The 23,669-nt window shown below is 38.7% G+C and carries 18 protein-coding genes; 4 read left to right on the top strand and 14 right to left on the bottom strand.

Annotation, left to right across the window (positions count from 1 at the left end; translation table 11 throughout):
* Positions 1 to 37: 37 nt before the first annotated feature.
* The 5 genes from ACJZU6_RS20395 to yfcC form a co-directional block, all read right to left on the bottom strand.
* A complete protein-coding gene (locus ACJZU6_RS20395) occupies positions 38 to 655 on the bottom strand; it encodes a TPM domain-containing protein (RefSeq protein ID WP_045037716.1) in 618 nt (205 codons plus the stop codon).
* The gene (locus ACJZU6_RS20390; protein ID WP_327767323.1) at positions 655 to 1,413 is read right to left on the bottom strand and encodes a TPM domain-containing protein; all 759 of its coding nucleotides are present in this window, start codon (positions 1,411 to 1,413) and stop codon (positions 655 to 657) included. Before ACJZU6_RS20390 ends, ACJZU6_RS20395 begins: the two co-directional genes overlap by 1 nt.
* Positions 1,414 to 2,013, bottom strand: coding sequence for a LemA family protein (locus tag ACJZU6_RS20385; protein ID WP_080155760.1), 600 nt, complete (start codon positions 2,011 to 2,013; stop codon positions 1,414 to 1,416).
* Positions 2,014 to 2,265: 252 nt separating this feature from the next.
* Positions 2,266 to 3,261: a succinylglutamate desuccinylase/aspartoacylase family protein gene (locus ACJZU6_RS20380; protein ID WP_408901527.1), complete on the bottom strand. Its 996-nt coding sequence runs from the start codon at positions 3,259 to 3,261 to the stop codon at positions 2,266 to 2,268.
* A gap of 94 nt (positions 3,262 to 3,355) precedes the next feature.
* Positions 3,356 to 4,831, bottom strand: coding sequence for a putative basic amino acid antiporter YfcC (gene yfcC, locus ACJZU6_RS20375; RefSeq protein WP_408901526.1), 1,476 nt, complete (start codon positions 4,829 to 4,831; stop codon positions 3,356 to 3,358).
* 465 nt (positions 4,832 to 5,296) lie between these two features.
* On the opposite strand from yfcC, the gene pcp reads away from it, so the two are divergent.
* Positions 5,297 to 5,935, top strand: coding sequence for a pyroglutamyl-peptidase I (pcp, locus tag ACJZU6_RS20370; protein WP_408901246.1), 639 nt, complete (start codon positions 5,297 to 5,299; stop codon positions 5,933 to 5,935).
* An 8-nt stretch (positions 5,936 to 5,943) separates the two neighbouring features.
* Here pcp and ACJZU6_RS20365 read toward each other — a convergent pair whose 3' ends face one another.
* From ACJZU6_RS20365 to gcvH, 3 genes are all read right to left on the bottom strand, one after another.
* Entirely contained in the window at positions 5,944 to 7,059 is a 1,116-nt protein-coding gene (locus tag ACJZU6_RS20365) for an HD domain-containing phosphohydrolase (protein ID WP_408901245.1), read from the bottom strand.
* 263 nt (positions 7,060 to 7,322) lie between these two features.
* A complete protein-coding gene (gene gcvP, locus ACJZU6_RS20360; protein WP_408901244.1) occupies positions 7,323 to 10,202 on the bottom strand; it encodes an aminomethyl-transferring glycine dehydrogenase in 2,880 nt (959 codons plus the stop codon).
* A 16-nt stretch (positions 10,203 to 10,218) separates the two neighbouring features.
* On the bottom strand, positions 10,219 to 10,599 hold the full coding sequence (gene gcvH / locus ACJZU6_RS20355) for a glycine cleavage system protein GcvH (RefSeq protein ID WP_080155765.1): 381 nt from the start codon (positions 10,597 to 10,599) through the stop codon (positions 10,219 to 10,221).
* A 251-nt stretch (positions 10,600 to 10,850) separates the two neighbouring features.
* Here gcvH and gcvT point away from each other — a divergent pair, with 251 nt between their 5' ends.
* Positions 10,851 to 11,972: a glycine cleavage system aminomethyltransferase GcvT gene (gene gcvT, locus ACJZU6_RS20350; protein WP_408901243.1), complete on the top strand. Its 1,122-nt coding sequence runs from the start codon at positions 10,851 to 10,853 to the stop codon at positions 11,970 to 11,972.
* A gap of 96 nt (positions 11,973 to 12,068) precedes the next feature.
* Here gcvT and ACJZU6_RS20345 read toward each other — a convergent pair whose 3' ends face one another.
* The 6 genes from ACJZU6_RS20345 to ACJZU6_RS20320 form a co-directional block, all read right to left on the bottom strand.
* Positions 12,069 to 12,242, bottom strand: coding sequence for a hypothetical protein (locus tag ACJZU6_RS20345; protein WP_162841588.1), 174 nt, complete (start codon positions 12,240 to 12,242; stop codon positions 12,069 to 12,071).
* A 318-nt stretch (positions 12,243 to 12,560) separates the two neighbouring features.
* On the bottom strand, positions 12,561 to 13,673 hold the full coding sequence (locus tag ACJZU6_RS20340) for a M20/M25/M40 family metallo-hydrolase (RefSeq protein WP_408901242.1): 1,113 nt from the start codon (positions 13,671 to 13,673) through the stop codon (positions 12,561 to 12,563).
* A 286-nt stretch (positions 13,674 to 13,959) separates the two neighbouring features.
* Positions 13,960 to 15,234, bottom strand: coding sequence for a tyrosine--tRNA ligase (gene tyrS / locus ACJZU6_RS20335; RefSeq protein ID WP_080155768.1), 1,275 nt, complete (start codon positions 15,232 to 15,234; stop codon positions 13,960 to 13,962).
* Between the two features lie 29 nt (positions 15,235 to 15,263).
* On the bottom strand, positions 15,264 to 16,487 hold the full coding sequence (locus ACJZU6_RS20330) for an amino acid permease (protein ID WP_107276295.1): 1,224 nt from the start codon (positions 16,485 to 16,487) through the stop codon (positions 15,264 to 15,266).
* 157 nt (positions 16,488 to 16,644) lie between these two features.
* Complete coding sequence (locus ACJZU6_RS20325; RefSeq protein ID WP_408901241.1) at positions 16,645 to 18,558, bottom strand: pyridoxal phosphate-dependent decarboxylase family protein; 1,914 nt, start codon at positions 18,556 to 18,558, stop codon at positions 16,645 to 16,647.
* Positions 18,559 to 18,777: 219 nt separating this feature from the next.
* Complete coding sequence (locus ACJZU6_RS20320; RefSeq protein ID WP_080155771.1) at positions 18,778 to 20,211, bottom strand: amino acid permease; 1,434 nt, start codon at positions 20,209 to 20,211, stop codon at positions 18,778 to 18,780.
* 1,162 nt (positions 20,212 to 21,373) lie between these two features.
* Here ACJZU6_RS20320 and ACJZU6_RS20315 point away from each other — a divergent pair.
* Complete coding sequence (locus ACJZU6_RS20315) at positions 21,374 to 22,081, top strand: GntR family transcriptional regulator (protein WP_408901240.1); 708 nt, start codon at positions 21,374 to 21,376, stop codon at positions 22,079 to 22,081.
* 373 nt (positions 22,082 to 22,454) lie between these two features.
* Positions 22,455 to 23,636 carry an amino acid aminotransferase gene (locus ACJZU6_RS20310; RefSeq protein ID WP_080155773.1) on the top strand — a complete coding sequence of 394 codons (1,182 nt, stop codon included), beginning with the start codon at positions 22,455 to 22,457 and terminating at the stop codon, positions 23,634 to 23,636.
* The last annotated feature ends 33 nt before the right edge of the window (positions 23,637 to 23,669 follow it).

The following is a 23,669-nucleotide window of genomic DNA, read 5'->3' as shown; positions in this document are numbered from 1 at the left end:
TTCAACAATTAATATTAGTGGTGAATTATTTCACATGTTAATCAATAACGACTAAACAGTTAGGTAATTCATTTTTTTCTTCCGTGTACGGTAGGGCGTTAGTTAATAATTTACCAGATTGCTGTAAACACTGAATAAAGCCTTCAAACGTTTTTCCTGCTTTAACATCTTTGGTGAAATCTCGGACTATGCTTTGCCATGCTTCATCACTGATACAATCATTAATGCCATAATCTGTTAAAATTTCAACATAATGCTCAGCTTCGCAAACAAAGATCATTACCCCTAAATGCTGTTTAGTACGATGAACACCATTGGCTAAAAACTGCTCACGAGCAACCAGACTTGCACGGCGATGTTTAACTACTTTTGGTAATAAACAGTACTTAATGGCTGGAATACGAAAGATCAATGTTAGAACAACAAAAGCAGCTAATTGCACTAATAGAATATCCGTTAGCTCTAACCATAATGGAGTAATGATTAACAGTGCAGGAACAAATAGCGCAATAATGGCAGCCCACAAGGTTGGAACAAAGTAATAGTCATCCGCTTTTGTTGCCATCACGGTAATTAATTCAGCATCGGTGGTTTTTTCCATATCACTGATGGTTTGGCTAATTGTTTGTAGTTGTTCATTTGTAAATAATTTCATTACCATCCTCCTGATGCACCGCCGCCGCCGAAGCCACCGCCGCCACCACTAAAACCACCACCGCTGCCGCCACTACCTCCTCCGAAACCACCGCCAAAGCCACTAGAGCCGCCACGGTGTGATCCAAAACCACCACTGGTGAAGACATCACCATCGCGGCCATAATAGGTTGAACGGTTGCGACGACGACGGCTAAAGGCAACAATTTGAATGATCACTACAAATAAAATAAACAAATAGAAATCGTAGGGTGGTTTATCTTCTGTCACAACAGGTTTGTATTCACCATGGATAGCAGCAATGATAGCTGTTACACCATTATCGATTCCCGTTGCAAACTTACCGGCTTTAAAAGCGGGTTTAATGTGATTATTTATAATATTAATCGCAATCGCATCAGGTAATGCACCCTCTAAACCATAACCGACTTCTATACGCATTTTTTTGTCATTTTTAGCGATAATTAATAATACGCCATTGTCATGTTGTTTCTGTCCAATTCCCCAAGTACGACCGAGTTGATAGCCATAATCGGCAATTGGAATGCCATTAGTTGACGGTACGGTTACTACCACCACTTGGTTGGACGATGATTTTTCTTCTGCGGCAAGCGTTTGCTCAAGTTGCTGAGTTTGAGCTTCATTTAGCATATGAGCGTCGTCGACCACTCTCCCTGTTAATTCAGGGAAAGTGATTGCAGCCAATGCACTTTGGCTGATGAACAACAAAAGCCCACAGATAAGTAGGACTTTTTTCATTTAGAATTCAACCTTAGGCGCAACATCAGCGTTAGGTGTTGTTGCTGTAAAGTTAGGTTTGATTTTTAGATCGCTATACATTGCCCAGTGCCATAAACGGCCAGGGAAAGTACGAATTTCAGTATTAAAAGCTTTTACTGCATTGATGTAATCGCGACGTGCAACAGCGATACGATTTTCTGTGCCTTCTAGCTGTGCTTGAAGTGCGATAAATTGTTGGTTAGCTTTTAGATCTGGATAGCGTTCTGATACAACCATCAATCGAGATAACGCACTGCTTAATTGACCTTGAGCGGCTTCAAATTTTTTAAAGGCTTCTGGGTTATTTAATGTTTCAGGCGTGACTTGCATCGATGAAACTTTTGATCTTGCTTCTGTCACTGCCGTCAACGTGTCTTTTTCGTGAGCAGCATAACCTTTAACCGTTGCGACTAAATTGGGGATTAAATCTGCACGACGTTGATAATTATTCTGTACTTGGGCCCAATCAGCATTGGCTTGTTCATCGAGAGTAGGGATGGTATTGATACCACAACCTGTTAATTGAGTAAGCAGTAATGCGATAAATAGATATTTGATTGATTTGAGATACTTCACCATAAGATTCCTTTTTTTATGCTTTCAAGTGATTATTATTACTCAAGTAAAGCATACATTGCACCATTGTTGGTAAATGATTACTGATAATTGTGACTAACTGATGGCAAATAGTCTTTTTTTTGTACAATGTTCGTTGGAGTAAGGAAATGGTGGGAATGTTCACATACCTTGTAAGAATGCGAGGTTTATCAACAATAACCCATGCTAATTATTAACTTCGCATGGGTATTGTGATGGAGGATAACTTAATGGTTAATCGTGAATAAGACGTACAATTAACGCCCCTGCGTCACGCAAAGCATCAGTATTGTGGCTTAATACAATGCCATCACGAGGAGCGGTATAACGTTTAATTTCATTACCAAACAGGTCATATTGTGTTGCGATAATATCGCCCTTACTTACAGGTGCTAGCATCTCAACATTTGCGAGTGTTAGCCCACCGATATCAGCGCGAATAGATGTCACGTTATCCGCTTCTATCGCACAAGGCGTCAAGGTCGCTGTTGTTAAATGGTGTTGGTTTTTAATAATTTGCATAACCCCTATAACAGCACGATTAATTAACGTTGGTTGAGTAATCTTACCACTACCCACTTCAATGGTGATCGCGCTAACGCCATGTTGATTCCAAACAGTTTCTAATACTCCCTGATCGCCAGGATCATTTAAGATCGCATCTGGTGTCATTAATCGTGCCATCGCCAGCGCTGATTCAATCCGGAAATCAGCAAACACATACAATGGGTAACAGGTTCCCGTAGTTTGAGTATGAAGATCTATCGCAATGTCGGCATTGGGTAATAATAAATATTGCCACAATTGAGCAAGGTAACGTTCAGCGGCATTACCTTGATTGTTACCGGGGAAATAGCGATTAAGATTCACAGTAGATAAATCTTGATCCGCGCCATGAAAATCACGATGGTGGTGAACAATACCCGATAGATTAATCGCTGGAACAATAATCACGCTGCCACAAATGTCAGTATGTTGTAGCTGACGGGCCAGTTGTTGCGCGGTTAAAATGCCATTGAGTTCATCACCATGAATGCCTGCGGTGATCATTACTTTCTTGCCCGCTTGCTTGCCTTTAAATACCCATACGGGTAAATGTTGATCTTGATTTAAGGCGTTAGTCGCAACGTTGAACCAAAACTGATGCTGACCAATGGCGAGATCGTCCACATTTAATGCTGAAATCACCGCAATATTATTAATAATGTCACCCGTGAGTTGGGTCGTTATTATATTGGTATTGGTATTGGTATTGGTATTGGTATTGGTATTGGTATTGGTATTGGTATTGGTATTGGTATTGGTATTGGTATTGGTCATATGATTAATTAAATCCAGCTAAGTGAGCACAAACAACCGTCACACTTGAAGTAACGAACAATAGCAACATAAAGCGCCAGCTAAAACGGATCCAATCACCCCAATCAATACGACATACCCCTAATGTTCCCATTAATGACGCTGATGTTGGTACCACGATATTGGTAAAACCATCACCTAATTGGAATGCCAGTACTGTTACTTGACGAGAAACGCCAGCAATGTCGCCCAAAGGTGCGAGTAATGGCATCGTCAGTGCGGCTTGGCCTGATCCTGATGTCACAAAGAAATTAAACACAGATTGGAAGAGGTACATAATCCAAACTGCCGCTACATCAGGAATGCCACTGATTGCACCACCTGCACTGTTTAAAATGCTATTAAGTACGCTGGGCTCATCAGCTGAACCATCACCTAGAATTAATAATACGCCTTTAGCACAACCAACAAGTAGAGCAGGAGCAAGCATGACACCAGCGCCTTCTTTAAATGAGGTTGCAATGTCATTTAAGGTTATATTATTAAGTTTAAAGATAATACCAATAATACCGGCAATAAAGCCCATAGTGAAAAATTGCGATGCAATCTCAGGAATATACCATGCATGCGCAACAACCCCCCAAACAACCCAACCTGTTGTGGTTGCAACGGTAACGATCACTAAGGTATAACCGATATTCCACTGTGATTGTTTAACTTCTGCCGTTTTATCACGTAAAAATTGATCGGTTTTAAAACTGTAAGATAATTCAGGATTGCGTTTGATTCTCGCTGCATAACGCATGGTAAAGATAACACCCATTAAAGTGAAACCTACCCATAGTGGAATACGAACCGTCATCCCTGAAAGTACAGGGATGCCTGCAATGCCCTGTGCAATAGCAACCGAGAAAGGGTTCATCCATGATGATGCAAAACCGACTTGAGTGGCGACATAAGTGACCATGACCGTTGTAATGCCATCGTAACCAAGTCGTAACATGAGTGGTGCGATAATAATTGCAAAGGCAATCGCTTCTTCACCCATACCAAAGACAGCACCGCCCAATGAAAACAAGACAAAGAGAACGGGAATGAATAAAAAGTCATTGCCTTTTGTTTTATGAATGAGTGCTAAAATACCAGCATCGATGGCGCCAGTACGCATAACAACACCAAAAGCGCCACCAATAACGAGCATGAACATGATCACGCCAACAGCTGATCCCCATTTACTGCCAGAAACTAAGCCTTCGAACATAAAGTTCATTAAGCCTATGCCACCGCCAGCACTAAAAAAACCAACTGTGTTATAAATTTTTTCACCATTAGCATCAATAGCATATTTAAAAGATGCGGGATCAATAACAGTACGTGTTTTTTCCACACCATCAGCAATAAAGCTCACTGCATGTTGAGTAAAACTGCCTGCCGGAATGAGATAAGTAAGAATAGTTGCTAATACGCCAACGATAAAAATAATGATTAATGTATCTGGTATTTGCCAGGATTTTTTAGCATCAGCTGTTTTAGAATGATCTATTGAATTGTGCAAAATATAATTCGCTATAAATTGATAAAGTATGCATAAAATATCAATTATTATTCGAATCTTATCAATTTAATATTTTTATTGTAACGATAAAAAACATTGCTCTATATATGGCGTGGTGGGATATTTATTGGCAATAAGAATAATATAAAGTTTTAATAAAGAGTATTTTATAAAAATATGTCTATTACTTAGTTTTTTATTATATATATCCTATTTTTTTCATTATATTTAACTAGAAACGGCAAATTTAATTTTGTAATCTCGGTGAAATATCACGATTATTTATGAAAGTTACAGCCAGATAAGCGTGTAGTTGTTAATTAAAGGCGATATAAACAACACGATATCCCTGTTATGGTTTTTTGTAGCGAGTGTAGAGCTATTGATTTTGTTTTTAAAGGTGGAGTAAGAATGAAAAAAATATTAATTAGCGGGTTTGAACCTTTTGGGGGGGGAGTAATTAATCCGGCATTAGAAGCAGTAAAATTATTAGATGGGGCCGCTCTTAACAACGGTAAAATTGTTGTTTGCCAAGTGCCTGTTACTCGTTTTAAAGCAACCGCAGCTGTGATTGAGGCGATTAAACACCATCAGCCAGATTATGTAATTACGGTGGGGCAAGCTGGTGGGCGAGCTGCAATTACACCAGAGCGTATTGCGATTAATATTGATGATTTTCGAATTGTTGATAACGAAGGAAATCAGCCAATTGATCAACCGATAGTTGTTGATGGGCCTGATGCTTATTTCTCTACATTACCCATTAAAGCGATTACTCATGCTTTACAACAAGAGGGGATCCCGTGTCAGGTATCAAATACAGCCGGCACTTTTGTATGTAATCATTTATTTTATGGTGTTCAGCATTATCTACGTTATACCCAGATTGGTCATGGTTTTATTCATATTCCTCTGTTGCCACAGCAAGCAACATTTGGGGATCAGCCGAGTATGTCGTTAGATCTGATCGTTGCAGGGTTAAAAATAGCCGCACAAGCGGTCATTGATAATGCTTTTGACATACCATTAAGCGGTGGCTCTATTTGTTAATGAATTAACTATAGTGGTAGATCTTCCTCAATAACATCTGGATAACGTTTCTGAATCAGTGTGACTTTATTGAGTGAATGTAAAATAGCATCAATACAAAGAGGATCAAATAACGTTCCTGAGCCATTAATTAAATACAGTTCGACATCATCTATTGACCACGGCTGTTTATAAGGACGGTGGCTTAATAGAGCATCAATAACATCAGCTACCGTAACAATGCGGGCTTCTAATGGTATATCGGTGCCTTTTAGTTTATCTGGATAACCATTACCATCATAACGTTCATGATGATGACGAATAATATTAAGGATGGTATTGAGTTCTTGGTTATTATCGTACTTAAAGGTGGTTAAAATATTCGATAAAAGCTGGCAGCCTAGATCTGGGTGCTGATTCATGACCGCTCTTTCTTCATCGGTGTAAATCTCTGTTGAATATAAAATATCTTCAGGGATTAAAGATTTTCCTATGTCATGCATATCCGAGAAATGATAAACAGATTCAACAAAATCACCATTACATTTTCCTCTTCTAGCTAAGTAAAGCCCAATTAAACGGCTATATTCAGCAACTCTTTTTAGATGATTCTGGGTTTCAGGATCTTTATGATGACTTAATAACAAAACAGTTTTTACAATCGAATGAAACGCTTTTTTATTATTAAAATTATCAGTAATAAGCAACGTGATCAAAATTGAGAAGGTGGTGAAATAATTAACTTTTTCACTAAAAAAATCTTTTACTTTAGCATTGATAAATAACACACCAATAAAGGTATCATTAGTATAAATTGGACATGCCATACTTGAAATACAATTACTTTGTAATAATCGTAAATGAATTTTTTTCACAGATGATTGATGAGAAAGCATATTATCAATAATACTTGGTTCTAATGATGAACGCATTTTGTTTAAACGCGGTGATCGACTTATTGATGAAATAAAAGTTGGAAAATTATCACCATAGTCAGGGCTACGATAAACAGAATAAAGATTATCGTCTTCATCTATTCGCGTAACTGCGATCCCAATAATTTCAGGATAAAGATTTTTAACAGAAGCTGTAAATAGATTTAAGCGTTCATTAAGAGTATGTGTTGAATTTAAAAATGAATACATCAATAAGTCCCATTCATAGCTATATGCATATTAGTTTATATTTGATCAAATATAGTATCTTGTATAGTTATTTATTGATTTTTAATTTTAGTGTTTTTTAAACGGTTATTAACAAATAAATGAATAACCAGATTAACAAGTGAATTAATATAAATTATTGCCATTTCATTATTGTTAAACTGATCATTTTTAAGTGTATAAAAAATAAAAAGCGGATCAAAAGATCCGCTTTAATAGCTGAATTCGTGTATTCATGGTTATTATTACTTTTCTATATAAGTATCAATACTTGGGCAAGAACACACTAAATTGCGATCTCCAAATACGTTATCAACTCGATTAACACTTGGCCAGTATTTGGCATTTTTAGTATGCACAGATGGGAAGCAAGCAATTTCGCGGCTATAACAATGTGTCCATTCAGCGGCTCGTAAATCAACTTGGCTGTGGGGTGCATTGACTAATGGGTTATCTTCCAAAGACCATGCTCCGGTTTGTACCTGATTAATCTCTTCGCGAATGGCAATCATCGCGTCACAAAAACGATCTAACTCGGTTAAATCTTCTGATTCTGTTGGTTCAACCATTAATGTGCCAGTAACAGGGAACGACATTGTTGGCGCATGAAAGCCGTAATCCATTAAGCGTTTAGCAATGTCTTCTTCTGATATACCAGAAGCGGCTTTAATCGGACGAATATCAATAATACATTCGTGGGCGACGCGACCTTGTGTTCCTCGATATAACACTGAGTAATGTGGACGTAAACGTTCCATCACATAGTTGGCATTTAAAATGGCTAACTCGGTCGCTTGTTTTAGCCCAGCTTCACCCATCATTGAAATATACGCATAGGAAATAGGCAGAATAGATGCTGAGCCTAGCGCTGCTGCCGATACCGCATATTGATTGTTCTGTGGCTGTTGGTTATCAATATGTCCGGGTAAGAATGGGCTAAGGTGAGATTTCACTCCGATCGGACCCACACCAGGGCCACCTCCGCCATGGGGAATACAGAAAGTTTTATGAAGGTTTAGGTGAGAAACATCTGAGCCAATAAATCCAGGGCTAGTTAATCCAACTTGCGCGTTCATGTTAGCACCATCAAGGTACACTTGACCGCCAGCAGCATGAACACGTTCGCAAACTTGTTGAACGCCTTCTTCATAGACACCATGGGTTGAAGGGTAGGTGATCATAATGCAGGATAAATTATCGCTGTGTTGATCTATTTTTGCTTGTAAATCATTGAGGTCAATATTGCCTTGTTCATCACAGGCCACCACAACCACTTTCATAGACACCATAGCTGCAGAAGCTGGATTAGTGCCATGGGCTGAGCTTGGAATTAAACACACATTACGGTGATTATCGCCATTTGCTTGGTGGTAACGCTGAATCGCAATTAGGCCTGCATATTCACCCTGAGCGCCTGAGTTAGGTTGTAGTGATACGGCATCATAGCCAGTAATAGTGCATAACATGGCTGATAGCTTTTGGGCTAATTCTTGATAGCCCAATGTTTGAGAATTAGGTGCAAAAGGGTGTAATTGACCAAATTCAGGCCACGTGACAGGGATCATTTCAGCGGCGGCATTAAGTTTCATGGTGCAACTACCGAGCGGGATCATGCCGTGGGTCAGTGAATAATCTTTATTTTCAAGTTGCTTCATGTATCGCATCATGTTGGTTTCACTATGATAGCGATGAAAAATAGGGTGCGTTAGGTAATCACTTTGGCGTTGGCAACGCGTTGGAATTGCAGCAAATTCGTCATCGGCAATTAGGCTACTGTAATGATCAATCGATAAGGCTTTGCCAGTTAATAATGTGAGTAACACTTCAATGTCATCGGCTGATGTGGTTTCATCAATACTAATGCCGAGTTTATGCTCATATTTACGAAGGTTAATACCGGCATCTAATGCTTGTTGATAGAGGTTATCTGTGTTCTCAGCGGTGAGTAAAGTCAGGGTATCAAAAAAGGTGTTATTTTCAATGATAAAGCCATTATCACGTAAACCTGCGGCTAATATAGCGGTAAGGTGATGTACCCGCCGTCCTATTTTTTTAAGGCCTTCAGGTCCATGATATAACGCATAAAAAGCCGCCATGTTGGCAAGTAAGGCTTGGGCAGTACAAATATTAGAGGTCGCTTTTTCACGGCGAATATGTTGTTCACGGGTTTGCATTGCCATTCGAAGTGCACGGTTACCTTTGGCATCTTTAGATACCCCAATCACACGGCCTGGCATAGTACGTTTGTACTGATCTTTGGTTGCCATAAAGCCAGCATGTGGTCCACCAAACCCCATTGGAACACCAAAACGTTGTGCGCTGCCAATCACCACATCGGCACCCATTTCACTGGGTGGGGTTAATAGCGTTAATGCAAGTAAATCACTGGCAACGGTAATTAAGGTTTTGTTGTTATGTGCGGTGGCAATAATATCGGTTAAATCATCAATTTGACCGTTGGTGGCGGGGTATTGTAATAAACCACCAAAGACATTGTGATCATTTAATTGTTGAGGTTCGCCAATAATGATTTCTACCCCAATAAAGTGCGCCCGTGTTTTAACAACATCAATAGTTTGCGGATGAACATTAGCGGCAATGAAAAATTGCGTGCTTTTACTTTTACCAGCACGAAGGCACAGTGTCATTGCTTCTGCGGCGGCGGTTGCTTCATCAAGTAGTGAAGCATTCGCCAGATCCATGCCCGTCATATCCATGACTAATTGCTGAAAATTAAGCAATGACTCTAAGCGGCCTTGTGAAATTTCAGGTTGATAAGGAGTATAAGCGGTGTACCAACCTGGATTTTCTAGAATATTGCGTAAAATTACATTTGGCGTATGGGTATTATAATATCCCTGTCCAATATAGCTTTTATTAACAATGTTTTTAGCCGCAATTTGCTTGAGTGATGCAAGCATATTCGCTTCGCTTTGAGCGGGTGGTAATGTTAATGGCTGGGGTAATGCAATGGCCACTGGCAGAGTTTGCTGAATGAGCTGTTCTATACTAGATGCGCCAATTGTCGCTAACATTTGCTGTTGTTGCGATAAGTTTGGACCATTATGGCGCTGAGCAAAATGAGTATCATCACTGAGAGCATTGAGCAGTGTGGTAGAAGTCATCTTTCTTTCCTTGATGTTAGTCTTCAGCAATGGAAGCAAGGTAAGTATCGCTGTCTATTAACTCGCTAAGTTGCGATAGATCGTCTACTTTAATTTTAGCAATCCAACCTTCACCATACGGGTCGTCATTAATCAGTTCAGGGCTATCATCAAGTGAGCTATTGGTTTCAATGATTTGACCACTCACTGGCGCATAAATATCAGATGCAGCTTTAACTGACTCGACTAATGAAAAAGTAGAACCAGCATCTGCGGCATCACCAATATCGGGTAAATCAACAAAAACGACATCGCCTAACAATTTCTGGGCATGATCTGAAATGCCCATTGTAATTGTGCCGTCACCATTATCACGTACCCATTCATGGCTAGTTGTAAATTTTAATGTCGTTTCCATGTATATACTCCTTACGTGGAATGTTTTATGAGCAAGATAGTTAATTTATCGTCTTATTGTTCGTTTAAGAATCTGCAATGTTAATTTATTGATATGAATACTACGTATTCGTTTGCGTATTGTCATGCCTATTTAACAATATTGCGGATTCGATCAAGATCTCTACCATTAGTTTTTCTGTTCTGGTGGTGTTTTTGGTAGGGTGAAATAATCATTGTTTAACTGCTGTTGCTTATTGGGAGTCAATCACTATGTCTCAACCTTTATTATGTACTCCGCTGCATGATCTACATGTCAATATGGGGGCGAAAATGGTGCCATTTGCTGGGTATGAAATGCCAGTACAATATGCATTAGGCGTTAAAAAAGAGCATTTACATTGTCGTGCAGAGGCCGGATTGTTTGATGTTTCTCATATGGGGCAGTTACGGTTACGTGGTAAAAATGCAGCTAAAATGCTCGAAATGTTAGTGCCTGTTGATATTGTCGATTTACCTGAAGGAAAGCAGCGTTATGCTTTTTTTACCAATGAAGCAGGGGGCATTGAAGATGACTTGATGGTAACGAATTTTGGCGATCATTTATTCATTGTGGTCAATGCAGCCTGCAAAACAGAAGATATCGCACACTTACAGGCACATTTATTAGCTGATGTAGAACTTGAAGTTATACACGATCGAGCACTGCTGGCATTACAAGGGCCAAAAGCGGTGGATGTTTTAGCAACATTAGCACCTCAAGTACGTGACATGGTATTTATGGATGCTGTGCGTATACCGTTATTAGGTCAAGAATGCTATATCAGCCGTTCAGGTTATACGGGTGAAGATGGTTTTGAAATTTCAGTGTCCACCTCACATGCAACCAGGTTAGCAGCCACATTACTTGAAGATAAACACGTTGAATGGATTGGACTCGGTGCTCGCGATTCACTGCGTTTAGAATGTGGATTGTGTTTATATGGTCATGATCTTGATAAAACGACCACGCCAATAGAAGCCAGTTTATTGTGGGGGATCAGCAAAGTACGCCGTACAGAAGGTGAACGCGCTGGTGGGTTTATTGGCGCTGATGTTATTCTTTCCCAAATTGAAATAAAAGCTGTAGATCGTAAGCGAATAGGGTTGATTGGCCAAACAAAGGCACCAGTACGAGAAGGAAGTCTATTATTTAATGCCGATGGTGAGCAGGTCGGGGTTGTGACCAGTGGTAGTTTTGGCCCTTCAGTATCTATTCCTGTTGCGATGGCGTATGTAACACCGCATTATAGTGCTATTGATACAGTATTATTTGCCGAAGTACGTGGAAAAAGATTGCCGATGACGGTAGCAAAAATGCCCTTTGTTGCTCAACGTTATTTTCGAGGTAAATAAGGTTTATGATTAATAAGAATAAGAGTTGAGAAAACGTCTTATTGAGGCGTATTAGGTACGCCTCATTATTGAGCTAAGCAACATTTATAATATTTTTTATACTTTATAAGTATTGTTAATATCTTTATAGACAGATCTAAACATTAATTGAAAACCTTCTTTTGTCAGTTCCTTTGCTTCAATTTTTGCAGCTGTTAATCGTCGGTAACATTCTGCTAATGCCTTAATAAACACATCTTTTTCTTTTGGAGTTAGGTGCTGGATATCCATCTTTCAAATCTTCTTTTAAGGGTATTGCGCTCTATATCTGAAATAAATTTTTGATAGTTGGATATAGAATTAAGTCATAGTATTTTATTGCTTAGTAACTGTAATAATATGAACTTCACGGAGTATATGCTATTTAGATTTGTTCTGATAGAGGCTGATTTCAACAATATTAGAGAATGAATTGTTAATAATTTTAATTTATTATTTAGTTTGATAGGTGTCTTTTTAAATACAATGTCTCACTTATTGTTACAATTAATAAAAATAAGAAAGACATTGTAGTGGATTTGTTTAACGCTGTTATATTCGTCTAATCTGCTAGTTATTGCTGCATAAAAAAGTGTACATAAATTCAGTTATTTTAGTCATGTCATCAATAGTAATAAATTCTTCAGTTGTATGAACTTTACTCATTCCCGTCGATAGATTGACTGTTTTTAAGCCTTTGCTATTAAATACGTTAGCATCACTACCACCACCGGTTGACTTTGTGAATGGAGTTAGACCGTTTGATTTAAATGCCGCCATAATACTTTGTACGTGCGGGTCATTATCTTCAATGTGATAAGCGTTGTAAGAACGACTTGATTCAATATTGATTTGAGCACCATGCTTGGTCGCAGCGTGTTCAAATGTCTCAATCATGTGTGCTGTTTGGTGTTCAAGCTTAGTATCATTTAAAGAACGTGCTTCTGCAGCAAGGAACAGTGAAGGCATTACAATATTGGTTACTTGTCCACCTTGAACGACACCAATGTTAGCTGTTGTTTCTTCATCAATACGTGATAAGCGCATATTAGTAATAGCATCTGCAGCAACGGTAAGTGCATTAATGCCTTCTTCTGGCGCTAAACCAGCATGAGCGGGTTTACCTGTAATAGTGATTTTTAAGCTCTGCTGACCTGGAGCTGTCGTAACAATTGCACCAATAGCGCCGCCTGAATCTAAAACAATCGCTTTATTAGCCGTAATATAGCTCATATCAAATAGTTTTGAGCCTTGCAGACCACCTTCTTCATGCACAGTGAAAGCCAGTTCAATTGTTTTGTGATCACGGTTATCAGCTTGAATGCAACGTACCGCTTCCATTATTGCTGCAATGCCTGACTTATCATCACCACCGAGAATGGTGTTGCCTTTTGAGCGAATAACGCCATTCTCAATAATCGGTTCAATATCATTACCTGGATTTACCGTATCCATATGACAACTAAGCGCAATAGTGTCGTTAATGCTGCCATCTAAACGCGCATAGATATTAAAGCCATTAGAGATTGCTTCTGGTACGGGAAGGCGATGAACACTGAAACCTAATTCACCTAATTGTTCTGCCAGTGTTTCGGCAATAGCTTTCTCATTACGTGATTCGCTATTGATTTTTATCAGTTCAATGAAATGGTTAATAAGGCGTTGCTGATTGATTGTAGACATAATTTAGCTTCAAGTGGACATTAGATGTTATGACTGTAAACGTAAACTGGCGACTATGGCTTGGGGCTAAATCAAATTAAGTGAGAATTTATTAATAACAATATCTAATTATGTTAGCGGTATCTTGTTTTAAGGGAAGGATTTAGGTGCGAGGGAGCGCAAAAGAGGTGAGTGGATACGGAATGATACAATGGACTTGTTATTAGCAATAAAAAACCACCGCTATTATTAGTAACGGTGGTTTTTGGTACTATCTACAAGCGAGATAGCAAAGATCCGTTAAGGATTAACCCCAAACGATCAGGCTGTAGTTCTTCTTACCACGACGGATAAGTGTGTAACGACCAAACAGTTTGTCAGCATCGTTAAACTTATAGTAAGCATCACTTACTTTCTCGCCATTAACCATGATAGCGTTTGACTCGATGTGAGTTTTAGCTTGGCTACGAGATGTTGCAAGTTCAGCGTTAACAAGCACTTGTTGAAGATCATCCTCATTAGATGCTTGTGCAGTTGGCATGCCATCTTGCGCTAGTTGTGCAAAATCAGACTCTGATAAGTGCTCAAGGTCATTTTCAAATAGGCAGCGGGTGATGTTTTGTGCTGCTTCTAATTGTGCTTGACCGTGTACAAGTGCTGTTGCTTTTTCTGCAAGAATACGTTGTGCTTGAGGTGCTTTGCCGCTATTACGGTCATCTTCTTCGATCTGTTGAATTTCTTCTTCAGAAAGGAAAGTAAAGAAACGTAAGAAACGGTATACGTCAGCATCAGCAGTGTTCATCCAGAATTGGTAGAACTTGTATGGGCTAGTTTTGCTTGGGTCTAACCAAACAGCGCCGCCTTCAGTTTTACCAAACTTAGTACCATCAGACTTAGTGATTAGCGGTACAGTCATACCGAACACTTGCTGCTGGTTCATACGACGAGTTAGGTCGATACCTGCTGTGATGTTACCCCATTGGTCAGAACCACCAATTTGAAGTTCCATACCCATGTCTTTGTTCATACTTGCAAAGTCGTAAGACTGTAGCAAGCTGTAAGCGAACTCAGTAAAAGAGATACCTACTTCATCACGGTTAATACGTTGTTTAACAGATTCTTTACTGATCATTTGGTTAACAGAGAAGTGTTTACCAATATCACGTAAGAATGTTAGTACATCCATATTACCGAACCAGTCATGGTTGTTCACCATACGAGCAGGGTTAGTTGCGTTGTCAAAATCTAGGAAAGGAGAAACTTGACGTTGGATTTTAGTCACCCAATCAGCAACAATATCTAAAGTGTTAAGTGAACGCTCAGTCGCTTTGAAGCTTGGATCACCAATCATACCGGTAGCGCCGCCAACCAAGGCTACTGGATTATGACCCGCTTCTTGGAAGCGCTTAAGGCAAAGTAGAGGTACCAGATGACCTAGGTGCAAACTATCTGCCGTTGGATCAAAGCCGCAATATAATGTAATCGGACCTTTTGCTAAACGTTCGCTTAAAGCTTCTTCATCCGTAATTTGAGCGATCAGACCGCGATCTTTAAGCTCCTGAATTAAATTCAAATGATTCATGTGTTCTCCAATAATCATTTTATTTACGTTTAATTAAAAATAGGTACGGCATTATTCAATGTCAGTATCTGGTTTATTATGACTTGTAGACCAATAAATCCTACAACAAACAACGCCATATTATTTGTTGCTACATTATATTCAATTTGATGTTGTTTACCACGAAGTTTTCTAAGGGCAAGCACAGGAAAAAGAATTGCTAGGATTGTTAAGAAAATTGCTGCGGCACCTAAAGCTGGGACAAAGCCATTAGGATACACAAGAGTGAAAACCAAGGGTGGCAAGTAGCAAAGTACAGCAGTCATTAATCTGTCTGTTGTATTATTACCACGTTTGAAGGTACTTGCCAATGAATCAAATAACCCTAATGAAACACATAGATAGGAAGTGAACATCGCGATGGACGAGAATGCACCAATTAGGTAAATAATGTTGTTATTTTGAATAAATATTTGCATTTGTTGAAGCATTACACCAACACTTGAACCGTGTTGTGCAACATATTGAAAACTATGGTTACCAAATCGAGGTAATGAACCTAGCATGCTGATTTCCCATATAATATAAACAATCAATGGGATTAAACCACCCGCAACAAAAATATTACGTAATGTTTTTGGTTTATCACGACCAATATATTTCACCATGCTGGGCACACTGCCATGAAAACCAAAAGCAGTAATAAAGACAGGAATAGCGGCAAAAGCATATTTAACTGAATCGTGGTGACTGACTAAAAAGTGACCATGAAGATAAGGAATTATCGTAATAACAAGAATAAAGAAAATAACAATATTACTGGTAAATAAGACACGATTAGCAATATCTACCGCTTTAGTACTAATAAATACAATAGTTGCAATGATTAAAGTAAATATAATTGCGATAGTATGAGAAGGTAGAGTTATATTAAAATAATCACTGAAATCATTTTTATATATAGAAGAGGCACCCGCAATATAAGCACAAGATAATGCATAAAGTAATAATAATAGCGATATGTTAATCACCCATTTGCCTGGTTTTCCAAATAAATCATAGGCAATTGCTTCAAGTCCAGTTCCTTCTGGGTAGTTAAGACAGATCTCTAATAACATTAGCCCTGTATAGGTCATGGTAGCCCATAAAAAAGCCAATAATAAAATGGTATTATAAATGCCCAACCCAGCAGAAATTAAGGGTAAAGCAAGCATTCCTGCGCCAAGCATTGTTCCGGAAATAAGCAGTGTCGCGCCAATAGATTTTACATTCATGACGTTTCTCCTGTAAATATACTGAATCGTTACCTAGGTTTTAGGTAATAATAAAATTAACCATCAATAATAAATAATCGACGGTAATTAATAGAAATATGGATTGCTTTCATTATTATAAAAACGCCAGTCATGAAGACTGGCGTTGGATTCCTTATTAAGCAGCAGTGTGTGCTAATTTCTGTTTGTTTTCTTCATCAATAATTTCACTAAGAAGGCTTGTGAATACATCGCGAAGGTTATTCCAGTAATTATTAAAACGAATTTCATCACGTAGGAAGTGAGTCATTACCGCTGAACGAAGAATATAAACAGAACCGACAGTGTTCCACTCATTTTCACTAAAGCCACGGTTTTCAGCATAGATACGTGGAGTTTGACCATATTCTTCTTCTGATAGAGAAGTAGAAGAGGTTAAGAAGTCTTTAGTGTAGGTACGACCTGTTGCGTAAGAACATAATTCGTAAATGCGTTGGTTAAGTTTATTGTGAGCTTCTAAGCTGTCATTACCAATTTCTTTGAAAGTAAAATCAACCATATGAAAGTCAGGGTGCATAAGAGGGCGAACCTCAAAGCGACGGCCATCAACAACAAAAGGTTCTGCTGTAGCAAGTTTTTTCGCAAACCAATCAGCGGTCACAATACCACGACCAATAACATGGCCGTAGCCACTGATATTTAGTGGAACAAGACGGTGTGCAGCCCAAACTGCTGCTGCCGTTGCACCTGCTTTAGAGCCTTCCATAATAGAAGATCCAAGCACGACTTGTTTATTTTCTTCATTATCATCGTCAGCTTCTTCAAAAACATAAGCTGCGTGGTAAGAGATCAAATCAACAATACGCTTATCTTTCATCGCAACAGCGCCAGCCGCATATTGAATGAAACCCACTTTATGTGGATCGACAGTGATAGAATCTGCTTCAGACATTGCCGCAAATGCATCATAAACGGCACGCTTAGGCCATACTACACCTTCTGGAATCACATCATCGTTACGATAACGTTCAATCAGTGCATCGTATTCCATGAATTGATTGTTATCATCAAGGAACATTGAGCGTACATAACCGCCGTATGCTGCATCAATATGAACGTAGAAAGAAGCACCATATTTTTGTTCACATTCTTGACGAAGTTTCATCACTTCATGAACTGCATCAATAGAACCTTCTTCGGTTGTACCGACAACAGATACCATACCAAGAATAGGTGTACCTTCTTCCATAAGCTTAAAGGTGACTTCACGCATTTTTTCAACGTCAGTACGGTAGTTACCATCAACATCTAGGGGAACAATGTGCTCTTGACCTAGGCCAAGGACATCCATTGCTTTCATCCAAGAGTAGTGTTTAGAACGAGGTACTAAGAACTTACCTAGTTTACCTGCATCAACCCCGACACCACGAGCTGTTAACGCCCTTACTTCTTCAAAAATACCGCGTTTTTTCAATTCATCAGTTAGATCAAGAATATCTTTAGACTTCATGTTAAGTAACTGATGTTCAGTCATGCCAGCGACAAGATCTTTTGATTTTTCACAAGCGGCAATAGCAAGAGGCATGGTTTTAAGGTTACGTGCAACCCAAACACCTTCATAGTTAGCAACCGTACCACCAGAAGTAATGTGTGCCCAAGATTTGTTAACATCGTAGCCAAACATGCGGCATAGGTCATGACCTGCAGCTAACTCAAGTTCTGTTGTCACAGGAGAAGCTTCGTGTGCACAGTTATTTGGGTTGTAAAGCATGGTCATCACGTATGCAAGGTTTGACACCATTAACGTATCAGCGTTCATGTGGCCAAGGTAACGAGGTGAGAACCAAGGCACTGACTGTGTTTTAAGGCGTGCTGATAAATCTTGTAGAATACCTTCTGTACGGTAAAGCGTATCGCGAAAATCTGGTTGGTGTTGAGTCACCGGTGTCATTAATGGTGCATCTTCTGGATGGAAGTCTGAACGCCAGTGCATATGTTCACTGATTGCATAATCCATCATTTCTTTGAAAAATACTTGGTTTTCTGATTTTGGACCTAAAAATAGGGCATCCACGTTCATTTTGTCGCTCATAATAAAACCTATTTACTTATCAATAAACGCAACTCAAAAGACCGTTTATCAGTCGTAATGAATATCTTGTTTTAGTAGTTAATTTAATAATTTTTGGTCTGAGACCGCTAAATCGATTGTGATAAGAGGAACAGCCATTGCTGATAAATATGAATGGTGATGGCTGTTCTCTTTATTTCCTGCGATAGCGTCGATAAACGTTAAGGAGGTTTAACTTAATTAGTGTGCTTTAACAGCGGCTTTAGCTAATTCTGCTTTGTTTGAGCGTTTACCCCATGCGTATACAATAATTGGGATAATAATCATGATAACTAAGCCAAAGAACTGGAAGTTAAAGTAGTCATGTGCTGTACCTACATAACTTGATGGTGGTTGGAAACCGAAGTAACCAGCTAATAGACATGTTGCGATACCAAGACCTGAACAAATCCACATACCGATATTGCCACCAGGAACCGTAAAGCTACGTTTGATATCAGGGCGTTTGTAACGTAAGTAGATAGCAGCAGAGAACATCAATAGGTAAGCAACGATGTAAACAAGAGACGTTAGACCCAATAGCATAAAGTAGAATGAATCTACGTTAGGCATTACACAGATAAGCACACCAACAATTGAGATTAGGATAGCTTGTAGGTAAATAAGGTTAACAGGTACGCCTTCTTTGTTAGTTTTTTGCAGTACTTTTGGTAGAGCGCCAGCGTTAGCTGTTGCTTGTAGACCACGAACAGGACCTAGCACCCAAGAGTTAACTTGACCCGCTAGACCGATAGCCATACAAATTGCCATAATAGGTGTTAACCAGCCTAGATCCCACATATTAAAGTACGTTTGGAAAGCTTGGATAAGACCCGCTGTCATTGAGATGTGCTTAGTTGGAATACCAATGAAGATAGCAAATGAACCAACAACAGACACGATAACAACAAACAGTGCGACTAAGAAAACTGCAATAGGGTAGTTGCGTTCAGCATTTTTAACATGAGATACGTTAGATGCTGATACTTCCATCCCCATTACTACGAATACGAAGCCAATAAACAGTGCCCAAGTACCTTTGTCTGAAAAATCAGGAATAAGGTTAGCTGTAGTTAATGAAAGATCAGTAACAATAGGGTGACCGCCAACAAGGTAAGCGACAGCACATGCTACAAGGACGAAGAATGGTAAAAACACACCCAAGATTACACAAAGAGTGGATACCCAACCTAGTGTTTTAACACCACGCATATTACCTAGCGTACATGCCCAATAAACTACTAAGATGACGGCAAGAATGTACATCTTGTTTTGTGCTAATGCAGGATCAAAAGCATACGCAAATATTGCACCGACAATCATCAGAATTGATGTCATGCCGAAAACCATTTGAATCCATTGCATCCATACTGCAACGAAACCCATACGTTCGCCAAATGCTTCACGAACCCAAATAAAAATACCACCATCTTCAGGCCAAGCTGTTGCAAGCTCTGCCGAAACAAGTGCCGTTGGAATCATGAAACAAATTGCTGCAGCTAGCGTTAAGAATATCGTCATCATTCCGGGCTGAGCTGTCATTGGGAGTGTACGTACACTCATAACAACCGCAGCGGTAATCATAACGAAACTAAATACGCCAATTTTAGCGGGTGAAGAATTGGAGTTAGCCATTATAGACCTCAAAATCTGTCAGTTAAGCAGTAAAGACTTAAAAAACGATACTCTGTAAGCTAATAAAAATATCGATATTTAAACTGTCTGTCCGTAAAAATCGATTTTATCTTAATGATCGATTTTGCATTTGTGAAGTGAATTAGCCGCACAAATAGTGATAGTTTAATTTGCATTTTTAAGCATTTGTGGTTGTGACTGTTGAGGTATATCGCAGCATGCTTTTATGGTATTAGCGCGGGAATAATCATGCGTTAACGTAATAGGCGGAAAATAAGAAGCAGAATAATACTTGCTGTAAATGCGCTAATAGTCGCAATGAATAGCGTAATTGCAGGAGATAAAATATACAGGGAAATATAATGGCTATTGGTATCACTGATAATGTTGATAACATAAGGCATTGTAATTGAAAAACATATACAAGTTAGCCATGAAAAAAAGAGTACCCAAGCAGAGTATGATCGAATTTCTGTAAGGACTTTGTTATGGAAATATTCATATTGCTTAATAACATAATGAAATCCAAATAGTGGAACTAATGCCCACAAAATGATGGATAGGCTAAATATACCGTGTTGGTTATGCCAATTGAACATGATGATATTAATGATAAATATGCTAAAAATAGAATAAATACGGTAATTCATAAATAATAGTTAGTTAGACATCAGTGTCGAGTATTATATTTTTTATACGACATAAATAACGCTATATTGCTCATGAAAAAGCACGAAAGCGACTATTTCTAAATATTGTGGTTATAAATATAATATTTAGAGTATTTTAGTCTACATATAGTATATTAAGATGTCGCTATGGTATTAAAGTGTGTCGTAATGAATAGTTTAAGCTCTTAATTTTAAAGGCTTGTGTTCATCTCTGCATCATAAACTATCATTGTTGATTGAAAAGCTTGAGTGTTGTAGATAATTAACTATCTGTATTGAATGGTGCATTAATGCGCTACTAAATGGACGAGTTGAATTTTACGTGATTAGTTATTCACTTTAAGCGTATTAAATTAATAATGACATAGATAGAAACTGCATGTCTTTTCGTAGTATGTAGTGAGAATAATCATTCGATAATGATAAGTAATTGGCTTTTTTAAAGCTGTGTTTTGTATTTTATTGTATGTAATGAAGACTAGATAGTTGATATGAACAAAAACAACTTTGCAACCATAAGTGATAGAGTAATGTGTCAAATTCGGCATGACATTTTATGTGGTGAATTTGAAGCCGGACAGAAACTTATTCTGAGTGAGTTAAAAGAACGCTACCAAGTTGGTGGCACCCCTTTGCGAGAAGCAATGGTGCAATTGTCGTGGCAAAAATACGTTACCATGAAACCACAGAAAGGGTTTTGGGTAGCGAATGTTTCTCTCGATGAATTACGAGGTATTTTAAAAACGCGGTTAGCATTAGGTCATGTGGCGCTGCAAGATGCGATTAAAAAAGGTGATGAAGCTTGGGAGTTGCAGATTTTAACGGCTTTTCATAAGCTTAATCGCTTAAATCCAGAATCTGCTTTATTTGATTATGATGAATGGGAATTGCGTCATAAAGAATTTCATTTATCGTTAATTTCATGCGAAGGCTCTGAATTTATTCGTGGCATGATTTCACATATTTATGATCAGCAAGAACGCTATCGCCACTTCTTATTGAATGCCCGTTTATCACCAGAAAAACAGTATCATGATAACGGAGAGCACGAAGCACTAATGAAAGCCGTGTTAGCACGTAATGTTGAGCTCGCATGCCAGTTATTACAAGAACACAGTGAACGTTTATATTCTTTACTTGAAGCGGCACCATCGTTACAAGCATTATTACATTTGCCTAATGACAAAACCATGTGGTGATACAGTAATATTTCGATGAAGTAATAAGGGGAATATTAACGATGAAAGGTAAACATTGCTCTATTATGGTTGAGTTAATTGTTGCGTAAATTTCATCGTAATAAAGTTTACCTCTTATAATGACATTATATGATGTTGGGCGATGTTTAAGGACGTTCGTCGCCATTACATTAAAAATATTGATATTTAGATGATTTATGAATATCAAATGGTTGAGTCATTATACTCAAACTCTATAGTCAAACCTTTAATGATTTATCATTCCTATATGGATGGTTATTCTTAAACAAAGTGAGAATTATCATTTTTCTAATGACGGCTTGAAATTGAAATGCTAATTTAAATTCATGCCTTTATAAACGGAATTTGCTTAATGTTTTCACAACTTTCTCCCGCACAACCCGATCCCATATTGTCATTATCGCTAATTTATAATGCTGATCAGCGTGATCATAAAATGGATCTGGGTATTGGTGTTTATCGTAATAATCAAGGCCAAACGCCTATTATGGCCGCGATTTCTCAAGCAGAACAACGCTTACTTCAAACTCAAACGACAAAATCATATGTTGGTCTTGCGGGGAGTGAAGTTTTTAATCAATGCATGATTGATCTTTTATTAGCTGACACTTCGGCTCATAGTCGTACTGCGGGTGTTCAAACCCCTGGTGGTAGCGGAGCATTACGTATGCTTGCAGATCTGATGCACGTAGCTAATGAGAATACTACTGTGTGGTTAACTGATTTAAGTTACGTTAACCATCGACCAGTAATGGAAGCTGCTGGGTTAAAAGTGAAATATTATCCTTATTTTGATCGTGATACTAAACAAGTAAACACCGATGCAATGCTATCAGCGCTAGCACAAGCAGGGGCGAATGATGTGGTATTACTGCATGGTTGTTGCCATAATCCAACGGGTGCGGATATTAATTTCGAAGCTTGGCAAGCGATTACCGCATTAGCCAATAACAATGGTTTTATCCCTTTTGTTGATATGGCCTATCTTGGCTTTGGTGATGGTCTTGAAAAAGATGGTGCAGGCTTGAAATTTATGGCTGATAACATTGAAGAAATGATGATCGCCACTTCATGTTCTAAGAACTTTGGATTATATCGCGAGCGTACCGGTGCCGCCTTATTGGTGGGTGATACGTTGTCAAATGCGCAAAAAGCCAAAGGTCGAATTTTGACGTTAGCACGAGCCAGCTATACCATGCCGCCGGATCACGGTGCAGCATTAGTAGCTGATATATTAACATCCAGTATGTTAACCGCGGTGTGGAAGCAAGAGCTGATTATGATGCAACAACGTATTATTGGTTTACGCCAGAGCCTTGTAAATACATTGGCAGCTAAAGGGTGCGACCAATTTAGTTTTATTGCTGATCATAAAGGTATGTTTTCAATGACAGGTTTATCACCTGAGAAAATTATGCGATTACGTGATGAATTTGCTATTTATGCGGTGGGTGATGGCCGTATTAATGTTGCAGGATTACAAGAACAACAGATAGATGCTTTAGCGACAGCATTAATGACGGTTTCTCAGTAACGTTATTCTTGTGTTGTTAAAAAATAATAGGCT

This window comes from Photobacterium piscicola (assembly GCF_046058925.1).
GTDB lineage: Bacteria > Pseudomonadota > Gammaproteobacteria > Enterobacterales > Vibrionaceae > Photobacterium > Photobacterium piscicola.
The sequence above is the reverse complement of the archived record's forward strand: the minus strand, read 5'-3'. Positions and strand labels throughout refer to the sequence as shown.